We start from the raw sequence: 25,026 nt of genomic DNA, 5'->3' as shown, positions 1-25,026 counted from the left end.
CACGCCGTTTTGCCAACTGCCGTAGTGGGATTCGCCAGAATTCCTGTCGTCGGGCTGTCGAGCGACGAAGGCGATGTCGGTTCGCAATTCGATGATGAACTTTTGCAGGTCTGCCATGTTCGCTGCTGATCGGTTCGATAACATGACGGCCACGTAGGATCGTCCACCCCGACGCGGCGATGCCCTCGCCCTGACTTTGCTTTTGCCCCCGAACCCGATCGACTTTTCAGATGCAGCGCACCGGCGGACTGTTCTTCTTTGGGATCTTTGCGATCGCCGGCCTGGCGATTGGCGGCATGTCGATCCGTTCTTTGGGGCTGTGGTTCGGGTCACTCGATTGGCCGTCGGTCCCGGCCACCGCGGAAGTCTTGCGAGTCGATTCCAACCACAGCGGCAACGAAACTTCGTACCGCTTGGAGTGTCGATACCGATACCGGTTCGGTGCTCAGCAGTTCGTCAGCGAACGAGTTAGTTTTTTTGAAATCGGAACCAATAGCGACTCGTACCCCCGTGCACTGCATCGGCGACTATCGGCTCTGAACGATGTCGGCCGCATGACCTGTTTCGTCAATCCGACAGATCCGTCCCAGGCGGTTTTGGATCGCACGGTTCGATCAGGACTGATGGGGATGACACTGCTGTTTCTGATCACCCACGGCAGCGTGGGTGTGGCGGGGCTGGGATACCTATCGGCTGCGCGTCCGCCACGGAAGATCGATGGCCAAATTCATATCGTGTCGGACCATGCCGGTTGGCGGCGGTCCGCGGCGTGGTTGATCTGGCTGCACTGCATCGCATTTCTGACCGCTAGCCTGATCGCGATCCTGGGCATGATGGCCGGACAATGGGAGGCCATTGTTCCGCTGGTGATGGCCATTTTGGCGGCCACCGCGATTTGGTTCTGTGCCCGCTATACGCGAAAGAAACATCCCTGGGCCGGGCAACTGATCTTGCCGGAGACGATCCAGGACGAATCGAAACTTCGCCTGCGAATGCCACGATCGGCGAAGGATCCGATCGAACTGGAAGCACGTTGGTCGCTGCCTGCCGCTGACAAATTGCATCAAGGCGTCGCCCCGATCGAAGGGCCCGCCGTGTCGATCGATTCGAAATCGTTCGACCATGGCACGATCACTTTCGCGTCGCCGGTGATGCCGTCCCCATCCGACGACGAACTGGACGCGATCCCTCGCAACCGCTGCATGGAATTCGTCGGCATGATCGGAAACCGGGGGTACCGCGATACGTTCACGGTGCCGGCATCGATCACAATCGGCAAACCCGAGCAACCTGCCTAGCGAGTCGGACATGTCCGCGGGATGGGTGACGGCAACGTCGGGGGTTGATCTCGCTTGCACACGGGACCGATTCTGTCATGGCCGCTTTTCGATTTTGGTGCCCTTGAGAAACGCCCCGAATGGCCTTCAACTAGGCCGCCAAAGACACACTCGATTTTCTCGGAGCAAATTCATGTCGGACGAAGAAGAACACATTCTGGTCATTCCCGAGTCCGTGATCGCGGAGATTGGGACGATCGATGGATTCGAACCCGATGTGGACCGTTTTCTGAAACCGATCCTGGCCAGCGACCAATTGTCGTTTCAGCCACGCGGGGCGATGGAAACCGACCCTTCGTTCAAGCAGCTGATTCCCTACGTGCTGCTGCAATGGACCGACCAAGACGGCGTGGTGAAACTGTTCACCTACACGCGTGGGGGCGGATCGGGCGAGAAACGTTTGCACGCGCGACGCAGCGTCGGCATCGGCGGTCACATCAGCCGCGAAGATGCCGCCGGCGGCGCGGATCCGTACCGCACGGGAATGCAACGAGAATTGGCCGAGGAAATCCAACTGGGGGCTCAATACGAGGAATCCCAAGTCGGCCTGATCTACGATCCGTCGAACGATGTCGGCAAAGTCCACGTCGGCGTCGTGCACCTGTTCGTGCTCGCGGGCCCCGAAGTTAGCAGCAACGAAGCGGACTTGGCCGACGGCGGGTTCGTCGCGGTCGAACAACTGAAGACCGAATCCGATACGTTGGAAACATGGACCCAACTGGCGATCACGGCGCTTTATTCTTAGGACTTCGGTGAAGAGGTGGGAGGAAAGTTCGAGTTCGTCGGCCGGCTTGCCGGGACGCGAAGACGCAGAATCGAGTGCCGCGCAGGGGCAGGGGGGTTAGGGGTTTAGGTCGATAGGAAAGTTCGAGTTCGAGTTTAAGTTCGAGTTTAAGTACTTGATCCACCATTCTGACTTGAACTTGAACTCGAACTCGAACTTCCCCCCAACGAGCAAACCGAAACGAATCCTCCAACCGTTCGTTCTTCCTCTTTCGATCTCACTCCCCGATCACTTCGCATGATCTATCTGGACAACCATTCGACGACGCGGTGCGACCAGCGGGTCGTTGCGGCGATGCTGCCTTGGCTGAGCGAGCATTTCGGGAATCCGCACAGTTCCCACGCCGGCGGTGTGGTCGCCGCCGATGCGATCGCTTTGGCGACCGATCGGATCGCTGGCCGTCTGGGGGTCAAAGCCGAGAATGTGGTTTACACCAGCGGAGCCACCGAGAGCAACAATTTGGCGATTCGGGGTGTCTGTCTTCACCCTCGCCAGAAACGTCGCCACATCGTCACGGTTGCGACCGAGCACCCGGCGGTCCTGGATGTCGCGCACGACATCAAGCGTCAGGGGTTCACGGTCACCGTCGTGCCAGTGCATCCCAATGGAACCGAGCAGGCGGGAAGCGTCGACTTGGACCAGTTGGCCGACGCGATCACCGACGATACAGCGATCGTTTCGGTAATGGCCGCCAACAACGAAATTGGCAGCCTGACGCCACTGGCCCCGATCGCCGAATTGACGCACGCCCGCGGTGCCTTGCTGCATAGCGATGCGACTCAGGCGATTGGCCGGTTGCCGCTGGATGTGGTGGCATCGGATGTCGACCTGATCAGCGCATCGGCCCATAAGTTCTATGGGCCCAAAGGCGCGGGATTTCTAATTGTCGGCAACGGGAACCGCCGCGTTCGGCTGTTGCCTCAGATCGTCGGTGGCGGCCAGCAGCGGGGCATTCGCAGCGGCACACTCAGCCCGGCCAACATCGTCGGCATCGATACCGCGATGCAACTTTGCCAAGACGGCGGGGCGACCGAGCGTGAAACGATCGGCAAACTTCGCGACCAACTATGGCAGATCCTAGAGTCCGGGATCGACGGATTGCAGATCAACGGCCCCCCGCTGCGATCCCCCCATCGGTTGCTGGGAAACTTGAACGTCACCCTGCCGGGCGTCGAAGGCGAGACGTTGATGGCAGCGGCCACCGACGTCGCGTTCAGTACTGGTTCGGCATGCAGCAATGTCGACCCAGCCCCCAGTCATGTGTTGATGGCATTGGGACTGGACGAATCAGCGGCCCGACGTAGCGTTCGCTTTGGGATCGGTCGATTCAATACGGATCAGGACATCCAGCGATCAGGCGAAGTGCTGTTGGCTGCGTTTAAGCGGTTGATTCGACTGGCCCGATGACGGCGCCCCGCAATCGCGGTTTCAACATCTCGAATGGGCGCTCACCCGTCTCGGGTTCGTCCGTCTCTTTGATCACGAAATTCTTGCCCCTAAAATCCCCAGCCTAAAATCCCCAGCCCAAGATTCACGACCGGGGGTTCGTGTTCACTAGTGACAAAGGGGCAATCAGGGAACCCGCAGTTCGCCCATACTGCCTCGTCCACCAAAGGCCCGTTCCACGGTGCCAATTACCCACAGAATCTCTCTTTACCCGATTGGGCGGTGGGGGTTAGGATTCGGACGAAGCCTCGGGAAAGCGCTGCGCGGATGGCAGAACGAGTTTCCCTGAGTTCCTAGACGTCACTGAAGGATACAGCGATGGGCGGAGTCCCGGTGCTATTGATGATCGCCGCCATGGGCATGGGGATCACGTACGGTTGGCAACCTGATGCGAATAACGACGGAATCGAGTACTTAGTACAGGTTCCGCCCGCTGATATCGATCGGCTTCAACGGATTGGTGAGGTCAGCAGCGCGGTGGACCCGCGTGTGCGCGGTCATGTCACGCGAGTGGTGATTCGCGTGGGAACGGGCCCTTTGCCCCGACGCATGCCGCCCGGACTGCCGCCGATCCAGGATCTGTATGTCCAGAATTCCGCTGGCCAAAAATCCACGGACCAAATATCCAACGATCAGCGGGACCTAGCTCCTGTTGCAATTCCCCAGATCGGTGACCCCCACAGCGCTGCGGCTCCTACGGCGGCCGATTTATCGGTGGCCAGCAAACCGGCTGGGAAACGTGATTTGGCATCTGCCGACGACGGGCAAGTCAAGCTGATGAAGCCTGATCCGCAAGCCGGGCAGAACAGTGGAACCGGATACAATTTCCCCACCTCGCCGATCCCGCCATCTTTGCAGAACGCCGCTGCGAACCTTCAAAGCACGATCGATCAAGCGGGTCGGGAGATCAACAACCGAACCGAGCAGGTACGCAATACGTTTGGCGCCGCTACGCAAAACCCAGGTGCAGCGTCCGCCCCTAGTGGCACCGGGCTGGTCCCACCTCCGTCGACTCGCACCCAACCGAACCAAACCGCAACGAACTCTGCTGGAAACGGCGGATTCGCTCCGCCGCCCTTTACGGGGCCACCGGCTTCCGGGTCCAACTGGGGATCTGATCCGTCCACGAATCCTAGCGATCGCGACAATTCATGGCGAGATTTCGCAGGCAGTACGGCTGCCGGAACAGGCCCGTCGACCGCGCCATCAAGTTCGACGGGGTTCGGCGATCCCCGATCAGCTTCGACGGCTGGAAACGCAGCCAACGACCCCAGGCCTGCGACCGGACTTCGCACGACGGACGCCTTTGGACGACCGCCGGCCGGCCTGGCAACACCGACCAGTTTTGGTGCCACCTCGCCCACCAGCACCAATTCGGCGTCATCGGCGATGACGCAGTACGAACAATCGCAGCTTGACGCACAAAGGCGAGCTCAACAGATCCGCGATCAGCAAACCCAGACCGCGACCACGTCGGGTGCGGGGTCATTCCTCGAAGCCACAACCACCAGGCCCGACAGCCGCCTTTCCCAACGACAGCTGCAAGCTGGTGCCTGGTCCGTGGACCAAAGCAACCGGATTTGGGACCAGAACGGCAAAATCATGTTAACCGAATCATTGGTCCCACCACCGAACGATTCCAACCCCAGCAACTCGCAATATGCAGGCGGGAACACTTCCGATCGCTATCCGCCAACGGACCCACGATTGGTGCGTGGTGGGGCCAGCGTACCGGACTACTCGGCAGCGCAGTCAAACACCATCCGAAACACAGGGCTGGGATCCCAGACGAACGACGGCTTGCAAGATCCCCGATATGCATCCACGCAGGATCCACGTTCCGCCCCCACTCAGGATCCTCGCTATCCGTCCGCGCAGGATCCTCGCTACGCATCCGCGCAGGATCCTCGCTACCCGTCCGCGCAGGACCCCCGCTACGCATCCGCTCAGGACCCCCGCTACGCATCCGCTCAGGATCCCCGCTACGCATCCGCTCAGGAACCTCGATACCCATCGACGCAAGATCCCCGCTTTGGAAGCGGTCTCGATCGCGACTCGTCCCGAACGAGCCTCGCAGGTGCGGGTGCACCGTCATTGACAAACAGTGGTCGGTTTGCCGAAGACCCCAGACTGGCCGCAGCCGCGGGTGCCAACAGCACTCTGGACCCTCGCTGGAGCACCGCGACGAATGATGCAGCCCGTGAACCCCCTAGCATGCGCGACCGCGCTTCCGATTTCCAATCAGGCCGCGAACAGCCCGGTTCGGCGGCTCCACCAAGCTCATCGCCAAGTACCCCTGAAACCAACCGAAACTCACTCGACTCCGGTCGCGAAGTCGGCACTCAACAACCATTGTTCAACGGCCTATTGCTGATGTCGTTCGTGGCGAATGTGTACCTGATCTTCTGGCTGAAGAATCTGCGGGTCCAGTTTCGCGATATGGTCGCGGCAAAGCGGATGGCAAACTCCAACACCGCGGCAACCTAAACTTCCTGCGGGCAACCGCGGACCGTCAATACTTCATCATGCTTGGACGCGATCAACACCTGGGGTTCACCCAGGTCTCGTCTGGATCGTCAGAATGCAGAAATCGCTGGACAAAGGATCGCAAATCGGATGTTTTGCGACCAGGAACCCATCCGATTTAGCGGCGGCATAATGTCGCACCGGTACCGTCATTGGCGGCGCGACACCACCACCAAAGCAATACCACACCGGATCGTTCGGGGGGCTTGCAAAAACCATCCCCAGCATGGCCTCGGCTAGTAAAAACCGCGAAAAAGGTTACGTCATTCCGAAGTTCGGTGCGAGATCCCGTCACCTTTTATGCGACTTGCCGCTTTCGGACACTAAATGGGGGTGACAAGACCACCACCGCACTACAATAGAGACATAGCGTGCTCGGCCCGGCCCGGCGATTCGCCGAAACGGAAAAAACCACATTGGGGACCACCTTGCGGGCCAAAAACAAAACCCTCCGCAGGACTATCGCCAACGACTATGACGATGGTAAGTCTTGGCGGAATTCAGACACCCGTCGCGCATTTTCAGAAATTGCTCGTAAAATTTAGAACTTAACGAGTACGAACTGGCGTCTCACCGCAGTGAAACTCCATTTCAACCCAGGTGGTGCGAAACCACCAACCATTTGCACGATTCCTGCAAGAAAGCCACCACATTGGTAGCAACCTAGCAGTAAATCGAAGTACATTTTCAAAAACGCCTACAGCTGACGCAGCAATTCGCGCACCGACGACTCTGTCGACCTCAGTGCACACGCGATGCGCAGAGAGATGCTTTTCATTCGATTGGAGAACTTATGAGCAAGAAACTATTGATCGTGGACGACCACGAAATCATCCGACTCGGCCTTCGGTTGATGCTAGAGGGAACCGATCTGGAGATCGTCGGTGAAGCGACTACTGCGGCGGAAGCCCTGGCTGCCGTCGAAAACTCGACCCCAGACGCTGTCCTGATGGACATCCGAATGGAAGGCGGCGACGGGCTGAACGCCCTGGGACGTCTGAAATTGGATCATCCCGATCTGCCAATCGTGTTGTTTTCGGCATACGACAACCCAACCTACATCGCTCGTGCAGTCGCTCTAGGCGCCTCGGGCTATGTGTTGAAGTCGGCCGCTCGCGAACGCCTGATCGACGCCCTGAACACCGCTGTTGCGGGCGAATCGGCTTGGACTCGCGAAGAACTGCGACGCGTGACAGGTGCCTTGGCGACGCCACGATTGAGCCAAGACATTGAAGTTCCGTTGACACAGCGCGAGAGCGAAGTGCTTCGTCAAATGGCTCTTGGCCTGACGAACAAAGAAATCGCCAAGATGCTGGGCATCAGCTACGAAACCGTGAAAGAACACGTTCAGCACATCTTGCGTAAAATCGGCGTCAGCGACCGTACGCAAGCCGCCGTCTGGGCAGTTCGCAAGAACCTGGTCTAGAGCGTTTGAAGCGGCCCTATCGACCACTGGCACGCCAGCGATTAGGCCCAACAGCGAAGAAAAGCATCTCGAAAGAGCCGTCCGTGATCATCACGGACGGCTTTTTTCGTTGGCGAGCAGCCCCCGCGGGCCACCCTCCAAGTGAAGCAGTGAAGTAGGCCGGACCAAGGAGCGCAGCGACGCGGATCCGGCATGCACGCCCCCGATCACGACACGGACACGAAACGACCGACCGACGCAGGTCGACCGAAACGCTTGGGCGGCAGGCCCTGGCTGCCGGGTGACCGAACCGAATCGAGCGTCTAGACGGATAACGGATAGGGGAGGGCGGTTCGCCAACATCCCACAAAAAAAGGCCGCCCATGGAAATCATGGACGGCCTCGTTATTTATCAGACTGAAATCACCGAATGGATCATTCGCTGGTTGGGATCAGTGGGCCTTCGCCGCTACCCAGACCACCCTTCAGGTCACCTGATTCGATGCTTGGCAAGCCAGCGGCTTCCGCTTCGGCTGCTGCCTTCTCTTGTTCTTCGCCCCATTCGACGCGTTTCAGAGACAGGCCGATCTTGCGTTCATCGGTGTCCACTCGCAACACCTTGACTTCGATCGAATCGCCAACCTTGACCACTTCTTCGGGGTCTTCGACCTTGTGCTCGGCCAGCTCGCTGATGTGCAGCAAGCCTTCCAAGCCGTCTTCGAGGCCGATGAAGACACCAAAGTTGGTGATCTTGGTGACGGTACCCTTCACCAATTGGCCGGGCTGGTAGTTGTCTGGAATGTCGCCATCCCAAGGATCGTTATCAAGCTGCTTCAGCCCCAGAGCGATACGGCGACGTTGTTCGTCGACGCTGAGCACGCGGCAGTTGATTTCCTGGCCTTTTTCCAGCATTTCGCTGGGGTGACCGATCTTGCGGGTCCAGGACATGTCCGAGACGTGAAGCAGTCCATCGATGCCTTCTTCGAGTTCGATGAAGGCTCCGTAGTTGGTCAGGTTGCGCACCTTGCCGACGACATCTTGGCCTTCGGGGTAGCGCGAGATGACTTCGTCCCACGGGTTCTTTTGGGTTTGCTTCATGCCCAGCGACAGTTGCTGGCCTTCCGGATCGACACCCAGGATTCGGACTTCGATCTTGTCGCCGATGTTGACCAATTCGCTGGGGTGATTGACCCGTTTGGTCCACGACATCTCGCTGATGTGAACCAGACCTTCGATGCCCGGTTCCAGTTTGACGAAGGCACCGTAGGACATGACGTTGACAACTTCGCCCTTGAAGTCGGCATTGACCGGGTACTTGGTTTCGATGTTTTCCCAAGGGTTGCGGTCTTTTTGCTTCAGCCCCAAAGCAATTTTTTGCTTTTCGCGGTCGATATGCAGCACCTTGACTTCGATCTCTTGATCGATCGAGACCATTTCGGTCGGGTGACCGATACGTTCCCAAGCCATGTCGGTGATGTGCAGCAGACCATCGATGCCGCCCAGGTCGACGAACGCACCGAAGTCGGCGATGTTCTTGACGATCCCCTTGCGGATCTGGCCGACTTCCAATTCTTTCATCAGGTAAGCGCGATCTTCTTCGCGCTGACGTTCGATCAGCGAACGTCGGCTGATGACGATGTTTCGTCGGGTATCGTCGATCTTCAGCACTTCGGCTTGGATCACGCGGCCGATGAAATCGCCGATATCGCCGGGACGACGGATGTCGACCTGCGAACCGGGCAAGAAGACGTTGACGCCGATATCGACCAGCAATCCGCCCTTGATTTTGCGAATGACCGTACCGGTAACGACCTGGCCTTCGCTGATCTCGCCGATGATCTTTTCCCACTCGATGATCTTCTCAGCTTTATTCTTGCTGAGCGAGATCATGCCATAGGGGTCGTCGGCCGCACCGAGCTCGTCCTCCATCTCTTCGATCAGGACTTTGACCGTGTCGCCGACCTTCGGAGCCTCTTCTTCAGGCCCCCATTCGCTGAGGCCTACGGTGCCTTCGCTCTTGAAGCCGACATCGATCAGAACCCATTCATCGTTGATCTCGACGATTTTTCCGTCAACGATTTCGCCTTGAGCGTAGTCTTGTTGGTCTTGCTGGAGATATTCCAGCAGCCAATCCTCGGCCTCTTCTTCTGGTGCGAGGATCGCCAACTCGTTGGTGATGTCGTCGTCGTCAAGGTTTCGGATGAGGTTGCGGTTGACCATATTCTGTTCGTGTTCCAGTGCGTTTGAGCTGATTTGGTATGGGCGGACGACCAACAGCCGCCAAAAAGGCTCAAAGGGGGGGGTTAGAGAGCGAAACAAAACGGGTCGTCGTCCGGCACTAGCGCCGGCGCCTAGCCGGGTAAGTTATCAAAGCCGAAAAAGCGTCACAACAGCTAACCTATCAGTTTCACCGCATTTGTTGGCTGAGGGCGTCCATTCAGACATTGCCACTGCGGTTCTCGGCAAATCGGACAGATCCGCGACTCCGCAAACCCCGCATCCAACGAAGCCAAACTCTGTAGCGACGCCAACCCTCTGCCCAATCCAGTCCAAGGCACCCGCGACAAAGCAACACACGCAATCGGCGAATCCGCCTGCCTCGCTCGGCGGAGACATCGGTGATGCGATCCTGGCAACGCACGCTTGGGTTCCCCCTGAAATAACCGCGAGTCGGCAAGCATGGGGCTTCCGGTTGTCGGCGGGCGGCCCGTAGACCGACCGACTCGGGTGTGAAAAGATGGCGGCCGCGAACATTCCGTGGCTCCATTGGATAAAGATCTTCGATGCCCCCATCTTCCCCGCTCCGCGTCGCCTTGGGCGGCGACCATGCCGGTTTTCCGCTCAAACAAGTCGTGGCCCAGCGATTGGGATCCCCCGACATGCAGGCGCTCGTGACCGAGGTCCTGGACTGCGGCACCAACAGCGACCAGTCCTGCGATTACCCTGATTTTGCCATCGCGGTTGCTCGCGAAATCATCCAGGGACGAGCGGATCGCGGCATCGTGATCTGCGGCAGCGGCGTCGGCGTCAGCGTGGCAGCGAACAAGATCCCGGGCATCCGAGCAGCTATCTGCCACGACACCTATTCGGCACACCAGGGCGTTGAACACGACGACATGAATGTGTTGTGCATCGGCGGCCGGATCATCGGATCGGAACTGGCATTCGCCATCATCGACAGCTTCTTGGGGGCCAGGTACGAGCCCCAAGAACGGCACCAACGTCGATTGGACAAAGTGCTAGAAATCGAACGCTTGGGCCTGAAATCGCTGTAGGATCCGCCACCTGACCAGAACACGCCGCTGGCACCGGTATCGCGTCGCAACTCAGGCGACCGGGCCAATGGCGTAACAGCAGTCGTCGCCGGTCGGTCGATTCCATGATCCGTTGGGCGATAGCCTCGGTTGCGTCACCCAAGAACCGGGGCTACCGGCCTGCTGATTTAGTCGTTGTCGAGAAAGTAGCGTTGGAATCAAAACCCGCTGCGTGAGCGATTCACGGAAGTCGGATCGCTCGTTTACGCGTCGCGTTACGAAACCAGCCGGCCGCTAGCGGGCTCTTGATTTAGTAACCCGCTGCGTGAGCGAGGGATTCGACGTGATCCCTCGCTCACGCTTCGGGTTATGATTTGCACGTTCAGTTCAGGAAAACGACTTAATCCGCAGGCCGCTAGCGCCCAAACGGCTCACTGAATCGACAAACCGCCATCGGATTCCGCCACCTGAAAACCAAGTCGCAGCAAAATCCTAGAACAGTTTCGACAGGTTCGCATCGATCTTTTTAGATGCGTGGCTCATCGCGGCGTTCAGCAGTTCGATCGCGACGCGGGATTCCAACGTCACGCCGGCTCGCACCCCGACGCACGGGTCGTGACGTCCTTTTTCCAGCTCGAACGGGATCTCTTCGAGGTTCTTTCGAACCGACTGCTGCGGCAGATTGATCGTCGACGTTGGCTTGAAACCGACGCGCAACACCAACGGCATTCCCGTGGTGATCCCGCCCAGCAGCCCGCCGTGGGAATTGGCGGCATACCCGGTGGATCGGATCGGATCATTGTTTTCGCTGCCCAGCCGCTCGATCACGCTGGCCCCCGCGCCGACCTCGACGGATTCGGCCGCGTTCAGTCCTCCCAAGGCACCCATCAAGCGAAGTTTTAGGCTCTGATACAGCGGGTCGCCTAGCAGTGGCGGAACGTTGACGGCCACCACATCGACGGCGGCACCGATCGAATCGCCACGCTTGCGAGTCTGTTTGATCAGTTCAGCGGCCTCGGTGGCGAAGTCTGCATCGATCGACGCGATCTCGTTCCCAGCGATCTGCGCGACGACCGCATCGATCACTTCACGTGCAACGCGAGGTTTCCCGTCGCCGCCAAACCGGTCGGCCAGGCTGTGCTGTGCCTTCAGCGGCCCCACCTGAGAAATCGAGGAAAGGATCACCGTGCCAAACTTTTCCTCCAACAGAATCCGCGCGATCGAACCGCCGATCACGTCGGAAATCGTCACTCGATAGCTGGACCGGCCGCCACCACGCACATCGACGTGACCACCGGACTGATGGAATTTGACCAAATCGGTATGCCCCGGGCGAACCTCGCCCATCGGCCCGCTGAACTGGGTGTAGTCGCCCGACTTTTTGCTGGTCGACAACACGATGGCCGCGATCGGTTCGCCGGTGGTGTACCCCTCTTCGTACCCCTCGGTCTGAAATTCGGCTCCATCGACGGTGACAGAAAGATCCGACCCACCTAGCAATCGGGTGTGGTCGTCTTGATACAGCCCCGATAGGAAAACGACTTTGTCTTTTTCGTTGCGAGGCGTGCCGTGTTTGTTGCCGCCCGGTCGCCGACGATCCAAAAACGCTTGCACGTCCGCGCGGCGGATGTATTGCCCGGCCGGACACCCCATCACGATGGTGGTCACCGCCGGTCCATGCGATTCCCCGGCACCAGCGACAGAGAAAAAGGGGCCGCCAAGAATTTCCATCGGTCAATGATCCGGACAAAACGGGAAGGGGGACAGGCTAGGAATCGGCACCATTGTCGATGGTGACGCGCCGCAAGCCTATCCCACTATGAAGTCACCGACGGTTACTGCAAGCCGTCTAGCAAACGCCCGACATAGCCACCGACGCGAGTGGGCGGATTTTTGACCTGACGAGGCAGTTTCGCGACGCGTCTTTTGCCGCCGGCATCCAGATTGGCGTTCATGTCCAACACATTCAGGGCCGCTACGGCAGCGAAGTGCCCAACTCGGTTGACGTCGGCCAATTCAATCAGACGCTCGGTCGCCTGTTCGCGAAGGTCGTCCGACGAATTTAGCAAACCGTCCGCAGCCACGATCGCCACGCTGGGGGATTCATCCTGCAACCGAGCCACCAGGGCTTGGTCACGTCCGGCATCGCTAGGCCGAATCGCCAAACCACGCACCGCCCACCAACGCACCAACGAATCGGGGTCGTTGGACAGAGCCGCCAAACGTTCGTTGCTGACCCCGCTGTTGGTGTCCAAGGCGGCAAACGCCAATCGCGTCAGTTTTTGGAAGTTGACGTGTTCCAAGGCCCAAGTCCGCGGCGCCTGATCGCCCGCCAAGCGATGCATTTCGGCTTCGGGCAACAGCCCCAAATCGGCCGTCGACACCATCCATTGCTTGATCGCGGTACGCATCTTGGCTAGTCGCTGTGCATTTTCGGGCAACCCAGCGACATTGACGGTTTCATCGGGATCGGACTGCAGATCAAACAGTTCTTCGACCGGCTTGGATTGCCAGAACTTTGCCTGCGCCTCGGTCAATTCCCCGGCGTCAAACATGCGTTTCCAAACCTGAGTGGTCGGCGTTTCGAACATGTAGGAAACGTGTTTCAGGTAAGGACGTTCCGGATAGAAATGTCGCATGTAGACGTAGCGCCCGTCGGTGCACGACCGGACCATGTCGATCCGTTCGTCCATCCGGCCGCGATAGCCAAACAAGTACTCTTTGGCCGGGCCTTCGGCGGGGCCCATGAACGCGACCCCCTGCATGTTGGCGGGGACATCGGCGCCGGCCAATCCGATCACCGTGGGCGCCAAATCGACAAACGACACCAACCGCTGGGACACCCCACCGGGCATGTAATCCTGAGGCGCTAGATGGCGGAACTTTTCCGGAACATGGACCACCAATGGCACTCGCAACCCTGAATCGAAGGGCCAACGCTTGCTGCGCGGCATGCCGCTGCCGTGGTCGCCATAGTAAAAGACGATGGTCGAATCATCCAAACCGTCCTGTTTTAGCTGATTCAGAACGCGTCCAAAGTCATCGTCCATCTCCGTGATTTTGTCGTAATACTGAGCCCAATCGTGGCGAACTTCCGGCGTATCGGGGTGATACGAGGGCAGCTGTGCCTTGGCCGGATCATGTTTCAATTCATGTGGTCGAACGCGAATTTTGCTTTCGTGGCTGACCGTGAAATTAAAGATCGAAAAGAACGGCGTATCTTCGCTGGGTCGACCGCGCCAGTGAGCCTTTTTGCCACTGTCGTCCCACCCGGCATCCGCACCGTCGAAGTTGTAGTCGGTCTTGGTGTGATTGGTGCAGTAGTAACCCGATTCGTGCAGAACCTGGGGATACAGTTTCATACCGGCCGGCAATTTGACGCCGCTTCGCATGTGCTGTCCGCCCAGCGACGTGGCGTACATCCCGCTGATGATCGTCGTCCTGGCCGGGGCGCAAACCGGTGCGTTGGACCAACAGGTGTGGTACCGAAGCGACTTGGCCGCCAACGCGTCAATGTTGGGGGTGTCGGCGTATTCGTCGCCATAGCAGCCGATTTCTTGACCGTTGTCTTCACTGGTCAACCACAGAATGTTGGGACGTTGGTCGGCAACGGCGACCGAGCTGAACAGCCACAACGCAAGCAGCGGCAAGAAACGTTTCATGGTGAAAAACCGTTCGGTGGGAAGTGAAATGCGGCAGCCAGGACAAGCATGCCGACGACGGATAATGTAATCCAATCACACTGTGAAATGGACTTGGTGTTGGTTTAAGATACCTTCCAGTCTCCCTTGTCTGCTTTCCAGTTCCGCGCACCCGATGGGTTCCAACCGATGCCGCAACCGCATGACACGCGTCCGTCACGCCGCCATTTCATTCAGTCCACTGCCGCCGCTGCGGCAGCCGGTGCGATCATGCCCTCGCAGCAATCGTCGGCACAGGCGTCCGACGCCAGCAGCAAGATCCGGATCGGATTCATCGGCCCCGGCGGTCGAGGTTTCGGGGCGCACGTCAAGAAACTTTGCAAACACCAGGTCGAGGGCCGGCCGATCGAACTGGTCGCCGTTTGCGACGTCTACAACGAACACCGGGACCGGGCAGCCAAGCACATTGAAAAGACCACCGGCACGGCGCCGGCCAAGTACGAAGACTACCGCGACATGATCGCCAAGGAAGACTTGGACGCGGTCTGTATCGGCACCCCCGACCACTGGCATGCCAAACAAGCCAAGGATTCGTTGGACGCCGGCCTTCACGTCTACTGCGAAAAACCGATGACCAAGACGGTCGCCGAAGCGATCGATGTCATGAATACCTGGAAGAAATCTGGCAAGGTGATGCAAGTCGGCGTGCAGTCGACCAGCCTGCCAGTTTGGAACCAAGTGAACGATTTGCTGACCGGTGGAAAACTTGGCAAAGTGCTGATGTACCAAACCGAATACTTCCGCAACTCGGCTCAGGGGCAGTGGCGTTATTACAAACTAGAACCCGGCATGACCCCCACCAACATCAACTGGAATATGTGGTTGGGCGTGGACGAAGGGCTCGCCGCCGACCAACCCTTTGACCGTGAAGTGTATCGACAATGGCGTCGGTTCTGGCCCTTCGGTTCGGGCATGTTCACCGACCTGTTCGTGCACCGCACGACCACGATGCTGAAAGCCACTGGTTTGCGTTTTCCCGGCCGAGTGGTTGGCGCCGGCGGCATCTATTTGGAATACGACGGACGCCAAGTTCCGGACGTCGCCACGGTGGTCGCCGATTTCCCCGAAGGCGTGCAGGGGCTAGTCACGGCCACGATGGCGTGCGAGGAAACTCCCATCAAACAGATGATCCGCGGCCACTTTGGATCGTTCGAATTCGGCAATGGCGAACAGTTTGACGGGTTCGAGTTCATTCCTGAACGGTCGCAGGTCACCCGAAACAGCAAGCTGCAACGCGAACACATCGAAGTCGAAAAAGTAGGCGACACCACGTACGCGCACTTCGGCAACTGGATCGATGCGATGGTCGCCGATGACCCCAGCATGTGCAACAACGACCCTGAACTGGGTGCCGCTGCGATCGCCACGGTGATCTTGGGTGCCCAAAGCTATCGCGAAGGCAAAGCGTACATGATCGATCCTGCGGACCTGTCGGTCGCCGAAGCGGATTCGTCCTGGGCAGATCGCTGGGAAGCCCATTCGAAACAACGAAAACCGGCCAAACACATCGCCGGCTGGAAAGCGGGCGACACCGGCAGCACGCTGGAAGAACCCGACTACATGAAGCTGGCCGGACCGTGGATCGACGGCAAAGATCCAGGCGCCTAAAACCCAAGCCCTCGTTTCCGTTCGTAGTACCGGCTTCAGCCGGATTCCCCTGGACAAGTCCGCAGGATTCGCGGCGAAAATGCCGCCTCATGGCGGTACTACGAACGAAAAACCAGCCAAGTACAGCGTCCGGTTACGAAGAACGTCCAGCACCGGCCTAGCATTTCGCTGCACCTTGGTTTTCGGGTAGCGGAACTCGTCAAGAGTTTCGGCCTCGCCATCAGTTACGAAAGTCTTGACGACTTCCGCTACGACGTTTGCGGCGAAAAGGCCGCCTAAAGGCGGAACTACGAACGAAAAACCAGCCAAGTACAACGCCCGGTTACGAAGAACGTCCAGCACCGGCCTAGCATTTCGCTGCACCCTGGTTTTCGGGTAGCGGAACTCGTCAAGAGTTTCGGCCTCACCATCAGTTACGAAAGTCTTGACGACTTCCGCTACGACGTTTGCGGCGAAAATGCCGCCGAAAGGCGGTACTACGAACGAAAAACCAGCTAAGTACAGCGTCCGGTTACGAAGAACGTCCAGCACTGGCCTAGTACTTCGCTGCACCTTGGTTTTCGGGTAGCGGAACTCGTCAAGAGTTTCGGCCTCGCCATCAGTTACGAAAGTCTTGACGACTTCCGCTACGACGTTTGCGGCGAACGTCTAGCTGACATGGAATACTAGAGCTTGCCGGGCGGCAGCTGCTTCATGTGCTGGTAGCCTAGCGCGGTCATCATCCGACCGCGACGACTGCGGACGATCAGTTCGCTGCGCAACAGGAACGGTTCAACTTCGTCTTCCAGCGTATCGCTGCTGACGTTCATCGTATGGGCGATCGCCTCCAGGCCCGCCGGTCCACCGCCGAAGACCCGCATCAACGTTTCCAGGTATCCGCGATCCTGTTTATCGAGGCCCATTTTGTCGATGCCGATCATGTCCAGCGCGGCGGTCGCGATCTTGCCGCTAACCTGGCCATTGGCCTTGCTTTGCGCGTAATCACGCACCCACAGCAGACGGTTGTTGGCCAACCGGGGTGTCCGCCGGCTTCGCGCCGCGATGACCGCCGCCGATTCATCATCAACCGGCAGTTTTAACTTGATCGAGTTACGGCGAACGATTTCGCACAATTCCGAATCCGCATACCAACCGAGGTGTTCGCGAATCTGAAACCGGTCACGCAGCGGTGCGCTCAGCATGCCGGCCCGGGTCGTCGCACCGATCAAGGTAAACGGGCGCAGTTCGTAGTTCAGCGTTCGGGCACTGACGCCTTCGCCCAACACGATATCGATGCGAAAATCTTCCATCGCGGTGTACAGGTATTCTTCGACGGCTCTGGGCACGCGGTGGATTTCGTCGATGAACAGCACGCTGCCTTCGGACAGATTCGTCAGGTACGGCAACAGATCCTTGGGCGCCTTCAGCCCCGCGCCGTTGGCCATTTGGACAACGGTCCCCATTTCCGCTGGGATCACGGTCGCAAAGGTTGTCTTGCCCAGCCCGGGTGGACCGTCAAACAGGATGTGCCCGAGTGGTTCGCCGCGGCTTTGAGCGGCATCGATGGCGATTTTCAGTCGTTCCATCACGTCCCGCTGGCCAACCATTTCGTCCATGCGTCGCGGGCGAAGGGAGGTATCGGGTTCGTGCGGAACCTCTTCGGCTGCCGAAGTCTCGGGATCCGATTGTTGGTAAACTGCTTCGCGTGCCATGGTCACTCCCTAAACGTGGGTCCGCGACTCCGTTCGCGGAAATCGAACTGCCCAGCAGTTCCATATCAAGACAAGATAGGCGAACTGTACCGCAGTTCGAAAGCTGCGATCGGAGTCGCAGACATTTAAAATTTACCTGTTCCTCCTGCTTTCGCGAACCTCAATCGCTATGAATTTCCCCAGTGCTTCCCACTCGGCCCCCCATTGGCGCGGCTTTACCCCGATGGCGGACTTCGACGAACTGGTCGTCCGCGAAGGCCAGGGATGCTGGCTGACCACGACGGACGGACATCGATTGCTGGACGGCATATCCAGCCTGTGGTGCAACGTCCACGGCCACCGCCATCCCAAAATCGATGCTGCAGTGATCGAACAGCTTGGTCGTGTTGCCCACGTGACAACGCTGGGGATGTCAGGCGAAACCACTGAAATCTTGGCCCAGCGACTGGCTCAGATCACCCCCGGCGACTTGGCCCACACTTTCTTCAGTTCCGACGGGTCATCGGCGGTCGAAGCGGCGCTGAAGATGGCGTTCCAATATTGGCGTCAGTGTTCGGAACCACAGCCCGAAAAAACACAGTATCTGGCGTTGGGGTCGGCCTATCACGGCGATACGACCGGCGCGGTTTCGCTAGGCGGGATCAAGTACTTTCACCAACTGTTCGCACCCATCCTGTTTTCCCCCCTGCGTGGCCCGGTGCCGTGCACGTACCGATTGCCCGCCGAAGTCAGCAGCGAATCGGCCTGCGATTTTTACACTCAGCAATTCGATGCAATCCTTCGCCAGCACCACTCGACGATCGCGGCCGTTGTGATGGAACCGCTGGTGCAGGGTGCCGCCGGCATGATCACCCATCCAGTCGGGCTGTTGGCCAACATCCGCCGACTGTGCGACCAATACAACGTGTTGATGATCGTCGACGAGGTCGCGACCGGTTTTGGACGCACCGGCAAACTGTTTGCATGCGAACATGAAAACGTGACTCCAGACATCCTGTGCGTCGGCAAGGGGCTGACGGGCGGCTACCTGCCGATGGCAGCCACGATCGCTCGCCCCCACGTCTTTGACGCCTTCCTGGCACCGGCCACCGAGTCACGTCAGTTTTATCACGGGCACACTTTCGGTGGAAATCCGTTGGCGGCCGCTGCCGCGATTGCTTCGATCGACCTGATCGAGGAAACCGATTTGATATCGACCGTCGACCGGAAAGCCAAACATTTGCGAGACCGTCTAAGCGTGCTGGGTGTCCACCCCAACGTCGGCGATATCCGCGGACGTGGGCTGATGGTGGGAATCGAGATTGTTGCCGACAAAACGACCAAAGCGACTTTCGATTCCGCCGATCAAGTTGGCCGCAAAATCTGCCAAGCGGCGGTCCAGCGTGGCGTTTGGATCCGGCCACTTTCCGATGTCATCGTCGCCATGCCTCCGCTGGTCGCGACCGACGATGAACTGGACATCCTGGCCGATGCGATCATCGATTCCATCCGCTGTTCACTGCCGGTGACCAAGACTGCGCCGGAAGCACTCCAATGCAGTTCACCAAGCCGCTAGTGATTCACGAAAGTCTTGACGACTTCCGCTACGCCTTTTGCCCCAGCGTTAAGTTCAGACGGAATACAAATCTCATGAACGGACCCGAGCCAATCGAATTCAGTGATCCGGCGATCATTGCCAAGTACGAACCGTACCTACGGATGCTGGCCCGCACGCAAGCGCGGAGGGCGTATCAGGCGAAAATTGGTGCGTCCGACATGGTCCAACAGGTGATGATGCAGGCGGTCCAGGGATTGGACGGGTTTCGCGGCGGGACGGAAGCCGAGTTCCGTGGCTGGCTGCGCCAAATCCTGGCCCACCACCTCTGCCATCTCGATCGCGATATGCACCGCGACAAACGCGATGTGCGTCGGGAACAGTCGATGGAGCAGAAACTGGCCCAAAGCTCGCTTCGGCTCGAAGGACTGCTGGCTGGTGATTCACCCACACCAAGCCAAAACGTCATGATTGGCGAATACGTGCTGCAACTATCCGACGCGGTGGAACGATTGCCAGAGGCCCAGGCCGAAGCAATCCGCTTGCATTACCTCGAAGGCATGAAGCTGGCGGAGGTCGCACAGCAGATGGGCAAAACGACTGGTGCGATCGCCGGACTGATGCACCGCGGCATGAAAACGCTGCGAGAACAACTGCAATAGGCCCCGCCACCGAGCGTCCCCCATGGGCAACTGGTTTCAGCCGACAGGCGTCAGGAGTACAACGTGGCGGTTGTCCGTCGTGGGATCCGCCTAAATTCCGGATCGATTCCCGTCGCCCGATTCTTTAACGCCCTGTTAGCAAACCCGACATTCCATGATTCGCACTCGCTTTGCCCCCAGCCCAACCGGATACCTGCACATCGGGGGCGTCCGCAGCGCCCTGTTCAACTGGCTGTTGGCCCGACAATCCGGCGGACAATTCATTTTGCGAATTGACGACACGGACGCCGGCCGGAACGTTCAAGAGGCATTGCAACCGATCCTGGACGGGTTCAAGTGGCTGGGAATGGACTGGGACGAAGGCCCGGAAGTCGGCGGTCCCAACGAACCGTATTACCAATCCCAACGCAGCGACCGGCATCAGGCAGCCGCCCAAAAATTGCTCGCCTCCGGACACGCCTACCGCGACTATTCGCGGCCCGAAGAACTTCAGGCTTTGCGGGAAGAAGCGGAAAAGAAGGGCAGCCGTTTTTTCTATGACCGACGTTGGATGGCCGAAGACGATGCCGCCGCCGAAGCCTTCGAAGCCGAAGGGCGAACCGCGACCGTCCGATTGAAGATGCCGCGCGAAGGCCAGTGCGTGATCGAAGACTTGGTCCGCGGCGAAGTCGTCGTCCAATGGGCGACCGAACAAGATCACGTGATCCAGCGCGCCGATGGAAGCTGTCTGTATCACCTGGCAACCGCCGTGGACGATCACGAATTCGGCATCACTCACGTCGTTCGCGCCGAAGAACACCTGCCCAATACGCCCCGCCAGATCTTCATCCTCGAATCGCTCGGCTACCAACGCCCCCAATACGCTCACCTGCCCTACGTGGCCGAACCGGGTGGTTCCGCGAAATTGAGCAAGCGGAAACTGGCCAAGTACGAAAAGAACAAGGACTTTGCCCAACTGCTGAAACACGGCCAGGAAATCGCCAGCCGCTGCAAAATCGCCACCGATGCCGACACATTCAACCCAGTGATTGTCGACTTCTATCGCGAAATCGGCTTTGATGCCGAAGCCATTTTGAACTACCTGCTGCTGCTGGGCTGGTCGCTCGATGGCGAGACCGAAAAGTTCACCGTCAAGGAAATGATCCAACATTTCACGCTTGATCGAGTCAACAAGGCGCCTGCGTCCTTCGACCCGCGAAAACTGACTTCGTTCCAAGCCGAATACTTTGCCGCTCTGCCGCTGGAAACACGTCTGGCCCGAGTCCGCCCGTTCGCCGAGGCCGCTGGCTTGCTTGGTGGCGAAAACGCGGACGAAAAACTGCGTCTGATTGTCGATGGTGCCGGTGACCGGCTTCGCATGGCGGGCGACATCCTGAATTTCGACTATTGCTTTCAAGACGATTTCTCGTACGACGAAAAAGCATTCAACAAGCGAATCTGCAAGCCCGAGAACGCTCGCGAACTGCTCGGCAAACTTCGCACCGCGATCGCCGACGGTGCGGACTGGGCGTCGGCCGAAGAAGCCGAGAAATCGATCCTGGCGTTCTGCGAATCAGCGGGCGTCGAACTGAAAGATATCATTCACGCTTTGCGGGTCGCCGCGACCGGAACACCGGCCGGTTTTGGGATGTTCGAAACGCTGGCCATCTTGGGATCGACCAAGGTTGTCGAGCGGATTGACCGAGCTTTGACCGAAGCCGCGACAATCTGTGCCGCGACTTAGTACCCCCAAAAAGTATAAAATCAAGGATCGACGTATCCAAACTACTGAATGCCACGACAGAAACATGAACATTTCTTCTGATCACCGACTCATCACGTTCGCCACGACCGCCGTCATCGCCCTGGGATTGGCAGGCTGTCGCGATCGCAGCCCGCAACCGCTGGCGTTCGAACCGAACTTGGTGCACACGATGAAGTACCAGATCCAAAAAGACGTTTCGATGGACCAAGCGTCCAAAGATTCGTTCTGGTTGGCTGAAACCATGTTCGGAACTCCGCTGGAACCGAAGCTTCCCGCTGTCGTGACCGAAGACGAAGATTTGGCGTCGATCGTTTCGATGGAAAACCTAACACGGGCTTCCGGGCCGGCCGATGCCGAAGGGCGAGGCCTGTTCCAGAAACACTGTGTCGTGTGCCACGGGGTATCCGGCGATGGGCGTGGCCCGACGGCCGCGATCCAAATGCCGTACCCCCGTGACTACCGCTTGGGCATTTTCAAGTTCAAGTCGACACCGCGCGGCGTCAAACCGACCAAGGATGACATCGCCAAGCTGATCCATAATGGCATCGGCGGCACCGCTATGGTCAAGATTCCCGACCTGACCGATGACGACGTAAACGCGTTGGTGGACTATGTGATCTACCTTTCATGGCGTGGCGAACTAGAACGGCAAGCCGTCGATGGCGCGATGTTCGATGGAATCATCGAAGACGGTGAACGAATCATCAACACTCAGTTCGCCGAACAGATGCGATCCGACCCTGCGGCTCTCGAAGCGCTCGAAGCTGCCGCCGACGCGGATGAAGAATCGCTAAGCGAAGAAATGAAAACCAAACTGGAACTCTTCGAACGTTACCAGGAAGACTGGGAATATGCCGAAGACTACGCCGCCGAAATCGGCGAGTCGTGGTTGGAAGCCGACGAAGATGTGTTGGAAGTTCCTGAACCACCATCCGATTTTCCACTGGCCGAAAATTTCGCTGACGTCACAAAGTTTCAACAAAGTGATCAAGCCGATGCCTTCGCAGCGTCGGTAAAGCGTGGCCAAGAATTGTTCGTCGGCAAGGTCGCATCCTGCAGCAAATGCCACGGCGAAAAAGGATTGGGCAACGGTCAGACGACCGACTTCGACGACTGGACCAAGGACTGGACGTCACGGGTCGGCCTGAAACCGGAAGATCGCGATTCGTTGGTCCCGATGATGGCACGCGGCGCCTTTGAACCCCGCAACGCTCTGCCACGAAACTTTGCCGAAGGAATCTTCCGGGGCGGTTCGTCTTCCGAAGATCTGTACCGCCGAATCACTCAAGGAATCGACGGCACCCCGATGCCCGCAGCAACCTTCGTCGATGGTGAGTTCGAAGCTGACGATGTTTGGAACATCATCAACTTCATCCGTTCGTTGCAAACGCCCGAATCGGCCGCCATGTAGCGGCTTGGGACACCCCCAATCACAACACCGAACCGCACCGCGGTTCACCTTCCGCGAGCGGAATCGCGGATCCACGTTTGCATAGGAATGCGAAATAGATGACCGAGTCGCAAGAACCACGCGAGTCCAAGAACTTCATTGAACAAGCCATCGAATCCGATCTGGCGTCTGGCCGTTTCGATGGTGTCTTCACTCGGTTCCCACCGGAACCCAATGGATACCTCCACATCGGGCACGCGAAAAGCATCTGCCTGAACTTTGGCTTGGCCAAGAAATATGGCGGCACCTGCAACCTGCGGTTCGACGATACCAATCCGGCGAAAGAGGATGTTGAGTACGTCGATTCGATCATGGACGACATCCGTTGGCTGGGGTTCCAATGGGACAACCTGCATTACGCCAGCGACTATTTCGACCAATTGTTTCAATGGGCCGAAAAGCTGATTCGCGAAGGCCACGCCTATGTCTGTGATCTAAACGCCGACGAAACTCGCCAGTATCGTGGCACACTGACCGAACCGGGACGCAACAGCCCCCATCGTGATCGGTCGCCCGAGGAAAACCTGAAACTGTTCCACGCCATGCGTGACGGTGAATTCCCCGATGGTGCGAAAACGCTTCGCGCCAAGATCGACATGGCGTCGCCGAATATCAATCTGCGTGACCCGGTGATGTACCGAATCATGCGTGCCCATCATCACCGTACCGGTGACAAGTGGTGCATCTATCCGATGTACGACTGGACGCACGGGCAAAGCGATTCCATCGAAGGCATCACGTTTTCGAATTGCACCTTGGAATTCGAAAACCATCGACCGCTTTACGATTGGTACTGCGAAAAGCTAGGCATCCACCATCCTCGCCAAATCGAATTTGCCAAACTGAAACTCAGCACATTGCTGATCGGAAAACGGCACATGCTGCGGATGGTCAAAGAGGGACTCGTCGACGGTTGGGACGATCCTCGCATGCCCACGATCCGCGGCTACCGCCGACGTGGCTACACGCCCGAATCCATCCGCAATTTCTGCAGCGAGATCGGTGTTGCCAAGTTCCCTGGCACGATCGATATCGTTCGTTTGGAAAACTCGATCCGCGAACACCTCAATCGACTCGCGCCGCGTCGAATGGCGGTCCTGGATCCGCTGAAACTGACGATCACGAACTGGCCCGCCGGCCATGTCGAGACGACCGAAGCGGTCAACAACCCCGGTGATCCCGAATCCGGCAGCCGCGAAATGGCGTTCTCGGGTTCGCTATGGATCGAACAGGACGATTTCCGCGAAGAAGCCCCACGCAAGTTCTTTCGGCTTAAAAAAGGTGGTTCGGTCCGACTGCGGGCGGGCTACATCATCGACTGCCACGACGTGGTCAAAGACGACGATGGCAACGTGATCGAAGTTCTTTGCACCTACGATCCGGAAACCAAAAGTGGCGAAGACACATCCGGGCGAAAGGTCAAAGGCACCATCCACTGGGTTAGTGCCGATCACGCCAAGGAAGTCGAAGTGCGACTTTACGACCGCCTGTTTGCCGTCGAAGACCCCAGCGTGTGCGCCGAGGGACAAACGTTCGTTGACCACCTGAATCCGGACTCGCTGAAAGTCATCACCGGATACGTCGAACCCGAACTCGCCAATGCCGAGATCGGCGACCGGGTGCAATTCGAACGCTTGGGGTATTTCATCGTGGATATCGACAGCACCCCCGAAAAACGTGTCTTCAATCGCATTGTGACCCTGCGTGATACCTGGGGCAAAATGGAAGCGAAGGGCAAAACCAATTAGCCCAGCGTCCTGACAGAAAGCTGTTTTTCCTGGTGGCGAATGCCGCCAGGACGCTTGGTGCAGTGGGGGGGGGTGGCCGAAACTCTTGGCGAGTTTCGCTACGGGTGCGGCGCGAGCGCATAAAAAAGGGGCAGAT

General features: G+C 58.3%; 17 protein-coding genes. 12 read left to right on the top strand and 5 right to left on the bottom strand.

The features are described 5' to 3' along the window. Nucleotides 1-230: 230 nt before the first annotated feature. From K227x_RS08320 to K227x_RS08300, 5 genes are all read left to right on the top strand, one after another. Nucleotides 231-1,298 carry a DUF3592 domain-containing protein gene (locus tag K227x_RS08320; RefSeq protein ID WP_145169088.1) on the top strand — a complete coding sequence of 356 codons (1,068 nt, stop codon included), beginning with the start codon at nt 231-233 and terminating at the stop codon, nt 1,296-1,298. A 172-nt stretch (nt 1,299-1,470) separates the two neighbouring features. Further along, nucleotides 1,471-2,082: a phosphoesterase gene (locus K227x_RS08315; RefSeq protein WP_145169087.1), complete on the top strand. Its 612-nt coding sequence runs from the start codon at nt 1,471-1,473 to the stop codon at nt 2,080-2,082. A 276-nt stretch (nt 2,083-2,358) separates the two neighbouring features. Then, nucleotides 2,359-3,528, top strand: a complete 1,170-nt coding sequence (locus tag K227x_RS08310) for a cysteine desulfurase family protein (protein ID WP_145169086.1) — start codon at nt 2,359-2,361, stop codon at nt 3,526-3,528. 357 nt (nt 3,529-3,885) lie between these two features. After that, nucleotides 3,886-6,054 (top strand): hypothetical protein, encoded by a 2,169-nt coding sequence (locus K227x_RS08305; protein WP_145169085.1) that lies wholly within the window; start codon nt 3,886-3,888, stop codon nt 6,052-6,054. Nucleotides 6,055-6,886: 832 nt separating this feature from the next. After that, nucleotides 6,887-7,519 (top strand): response regulator, encoded by a 633-nt coding sequence (locus K227x_RS08300; RefSeq protein WP_145169084.1) that lies wholly within the window; start codon nt 6,887-6,889, stop codon nt 7,517-7,519. A 414-nt stretch (nt 7,520-7,933) separates the two neighbouring features. On the opposite strand, the gene K227x_RS08295 is transcribed toward K227x_RS08300, so the two are convergent. After that, a complete protein-coding gene (locus K227x_RS08295) occupies nt 7,934-9,718 on the bottom strand; it encodes a 30S ribosomal protein S1 (RefSeq protein WP_145169083.1) in 1,785 nt (594 codons plus the stop codon). Nucleotides 9,719-10,281: 563 nt separating this feature from the next. Between K227x_RS08295 and rpiB the strand changes: the two genes are divergently transcribed. Next, a complete protein-coding gene (gene rpiB, locus K227x_RS08290; RefSeq protein WP_145169082.1) occupies nt 10,282-10,773 on the top strand; it encodes a ribose 5-phosphate isomerase B in 492 nt (163 codons plus the stop codon). A 471-nt stretch (nt 10,774-11,244) separates the two neighbouring features. On the opposite strand, the gene aroC is transcribed toward rpiB, so the two are convergent. Together aroC and K227x_RS08280 are read right to left on the bottom strand one after the other, a co-directional pair. Next, nucleotides 11,245-12,483 carry a chorismate synthase gene (aroC, locus tag K227x_RS08285; protein ID WP_145169081.1) on the bottom strand — a complete coding sequence of 413 codons (1,239 nt, stop codon included), beginning with the start codon at nt 12,481-12,483 and terminating at the stop codon, nt 11,245-11,247. Nucleotides 12,484-12,587: 104 nt separating this feature from the next. Further along, entirely contained in the window at nt 12,588-14,414 is a 1,827-nt protein-coding gene (locus K227x_RS08280) for a sulfatase-like hydrolase/transferase (RefSeq protein ID WP_145169080.1), read from the bottom strand. Nucleotides 14,415-14,582: 168 nt separating this feature from the next. Between K227x_RS08280 and K227x_RS08275 the strand changes: the two genes are divergently transcribed. Further along, on the top strand, nt 14,583-16,061 hold the full coding sequence (locus K227x_RS08275; RefSeq protein ID WP_145169079.1) for a Gfo/Idh/MocA family protein: 1,479 nt from the start codon (nt 14,583-14,585) through the stop codon (nt 16,059-16,061). Nucleotides 16,062-16,148: 87 nt separating this feature from the next. On the opposite strand, the gene K227x_RS08270 is transcribed toward K227x_RS08275, so the two are convergent. After that, entirely contained in the window at nt 16,149-16,592 is a 444-nt protein-coding gene (locus tag K227x_RS08270; RefSeq protein ID WP_145169078.1) for a hypothetical protein, read from the bottom strand. A gap of 134 nt (nt 16,593-16,726) precedes the next feature. Next, nucleotides 16,727-17,752 (bottom strand): Holliday junction branch migration DNA helicase RuvB, encoded by a 1,026-nt coding sequence (gene ruvB / locus K227x_RS08265; protein WP_145169077.1) that lies wholly within the window; start codon nt 17,750-17,752, stop codon nt 16,727-16,729. Nucleotides 17,753-17,921: 169 nt separating this feature from the next. Here ruvB and bioA point away from each other — a divergent pair, with 169 nt between their 5' ends. The 5 genes from bioA to K227x_RS08240 all read left to right on the top strand — a co-directional run bounded on the left by bioA (nt 17,922) and on the right by K227x_RS08240 (nt 24,890). Beyond that, nucleotides 17,922-19,307 carry an adenosylmethionine--8-amino-7-oxononanoate transaminase gene (bioA, locus tag K227x_RS08260; protein WP_145169076.1) on the top strand — a complete coding sequence of 462 codons (1,386 nt, stop codon included), beginning with the start codon at nt 17,922-17,924 and terminating at the stop codon, nt 19,305-19,307. A 74-nt stretch (nt 19,308-19,381) separates the two neighbouring features. Continuing rightward, entirely contained in the window at nt 19,382-19,948 is a 567-nt protein-coding gene (locus K227x_RS08255; RefSeq protein WP_145169075.1) for a sigma-70 family RNA polymerase sigma factor, read from the top strand. A 154-nt stretch (nt 19,949-20,102) separates the two neighbouring features. Further along, nucleotides 20,103-21,671, top strand: coding sequence for a glutamate--tRNA ligase (gene gltX, locus K227x_RS08250; protein WP_145169074.1), 1,569 nt, complete (start codon nt 20,103-20,105; stop codon nt 21,669-21,671). A gap of 64 nt (nt 21,672-21,735) precedes the next feature. Then, entirely contained in the window at nt 21,736-23,103 is a 1,368-nt protein-coding gene (locus K227x_RS08245; protein ID WP_145169073.1) for a cytochrome c, read from the top strand. A gap of 98 nt (nt 23,104-23,201) precedes the next feature. After that, the gene (locus K227x_RS08240; protein WP_145169072.1) at nt 23,202-24,890 is read left to right on the top strand and encodes a glutamine--tRNA ligase/YqeY domain fusion protein; all 1,689 of its coding nucleotides are present in this window, start codon (nt 23,202-23,204) and stop codon (nt 24,888-24,890) included. Nucleotides 24,891-25,026 lie beyond the last annotated feature (136 nt).

Origin of the sequence: Rubripirellula lacrimiformis (assembly GCF_007741535.1) — a bacterium.
Classification (GTDB): domain Bacteria; phylum Planctomycetota; class Planctomycetia; order Pirellulales; family Pirellulaceae; genus Rubripirellula; species Rubripirellula lacrimiformis.
The sequence above is the reverse complement of the archived record's forward strand: the minus strand, read 5'-3'. Positions and strand labels throughout refer to the sequence as shown.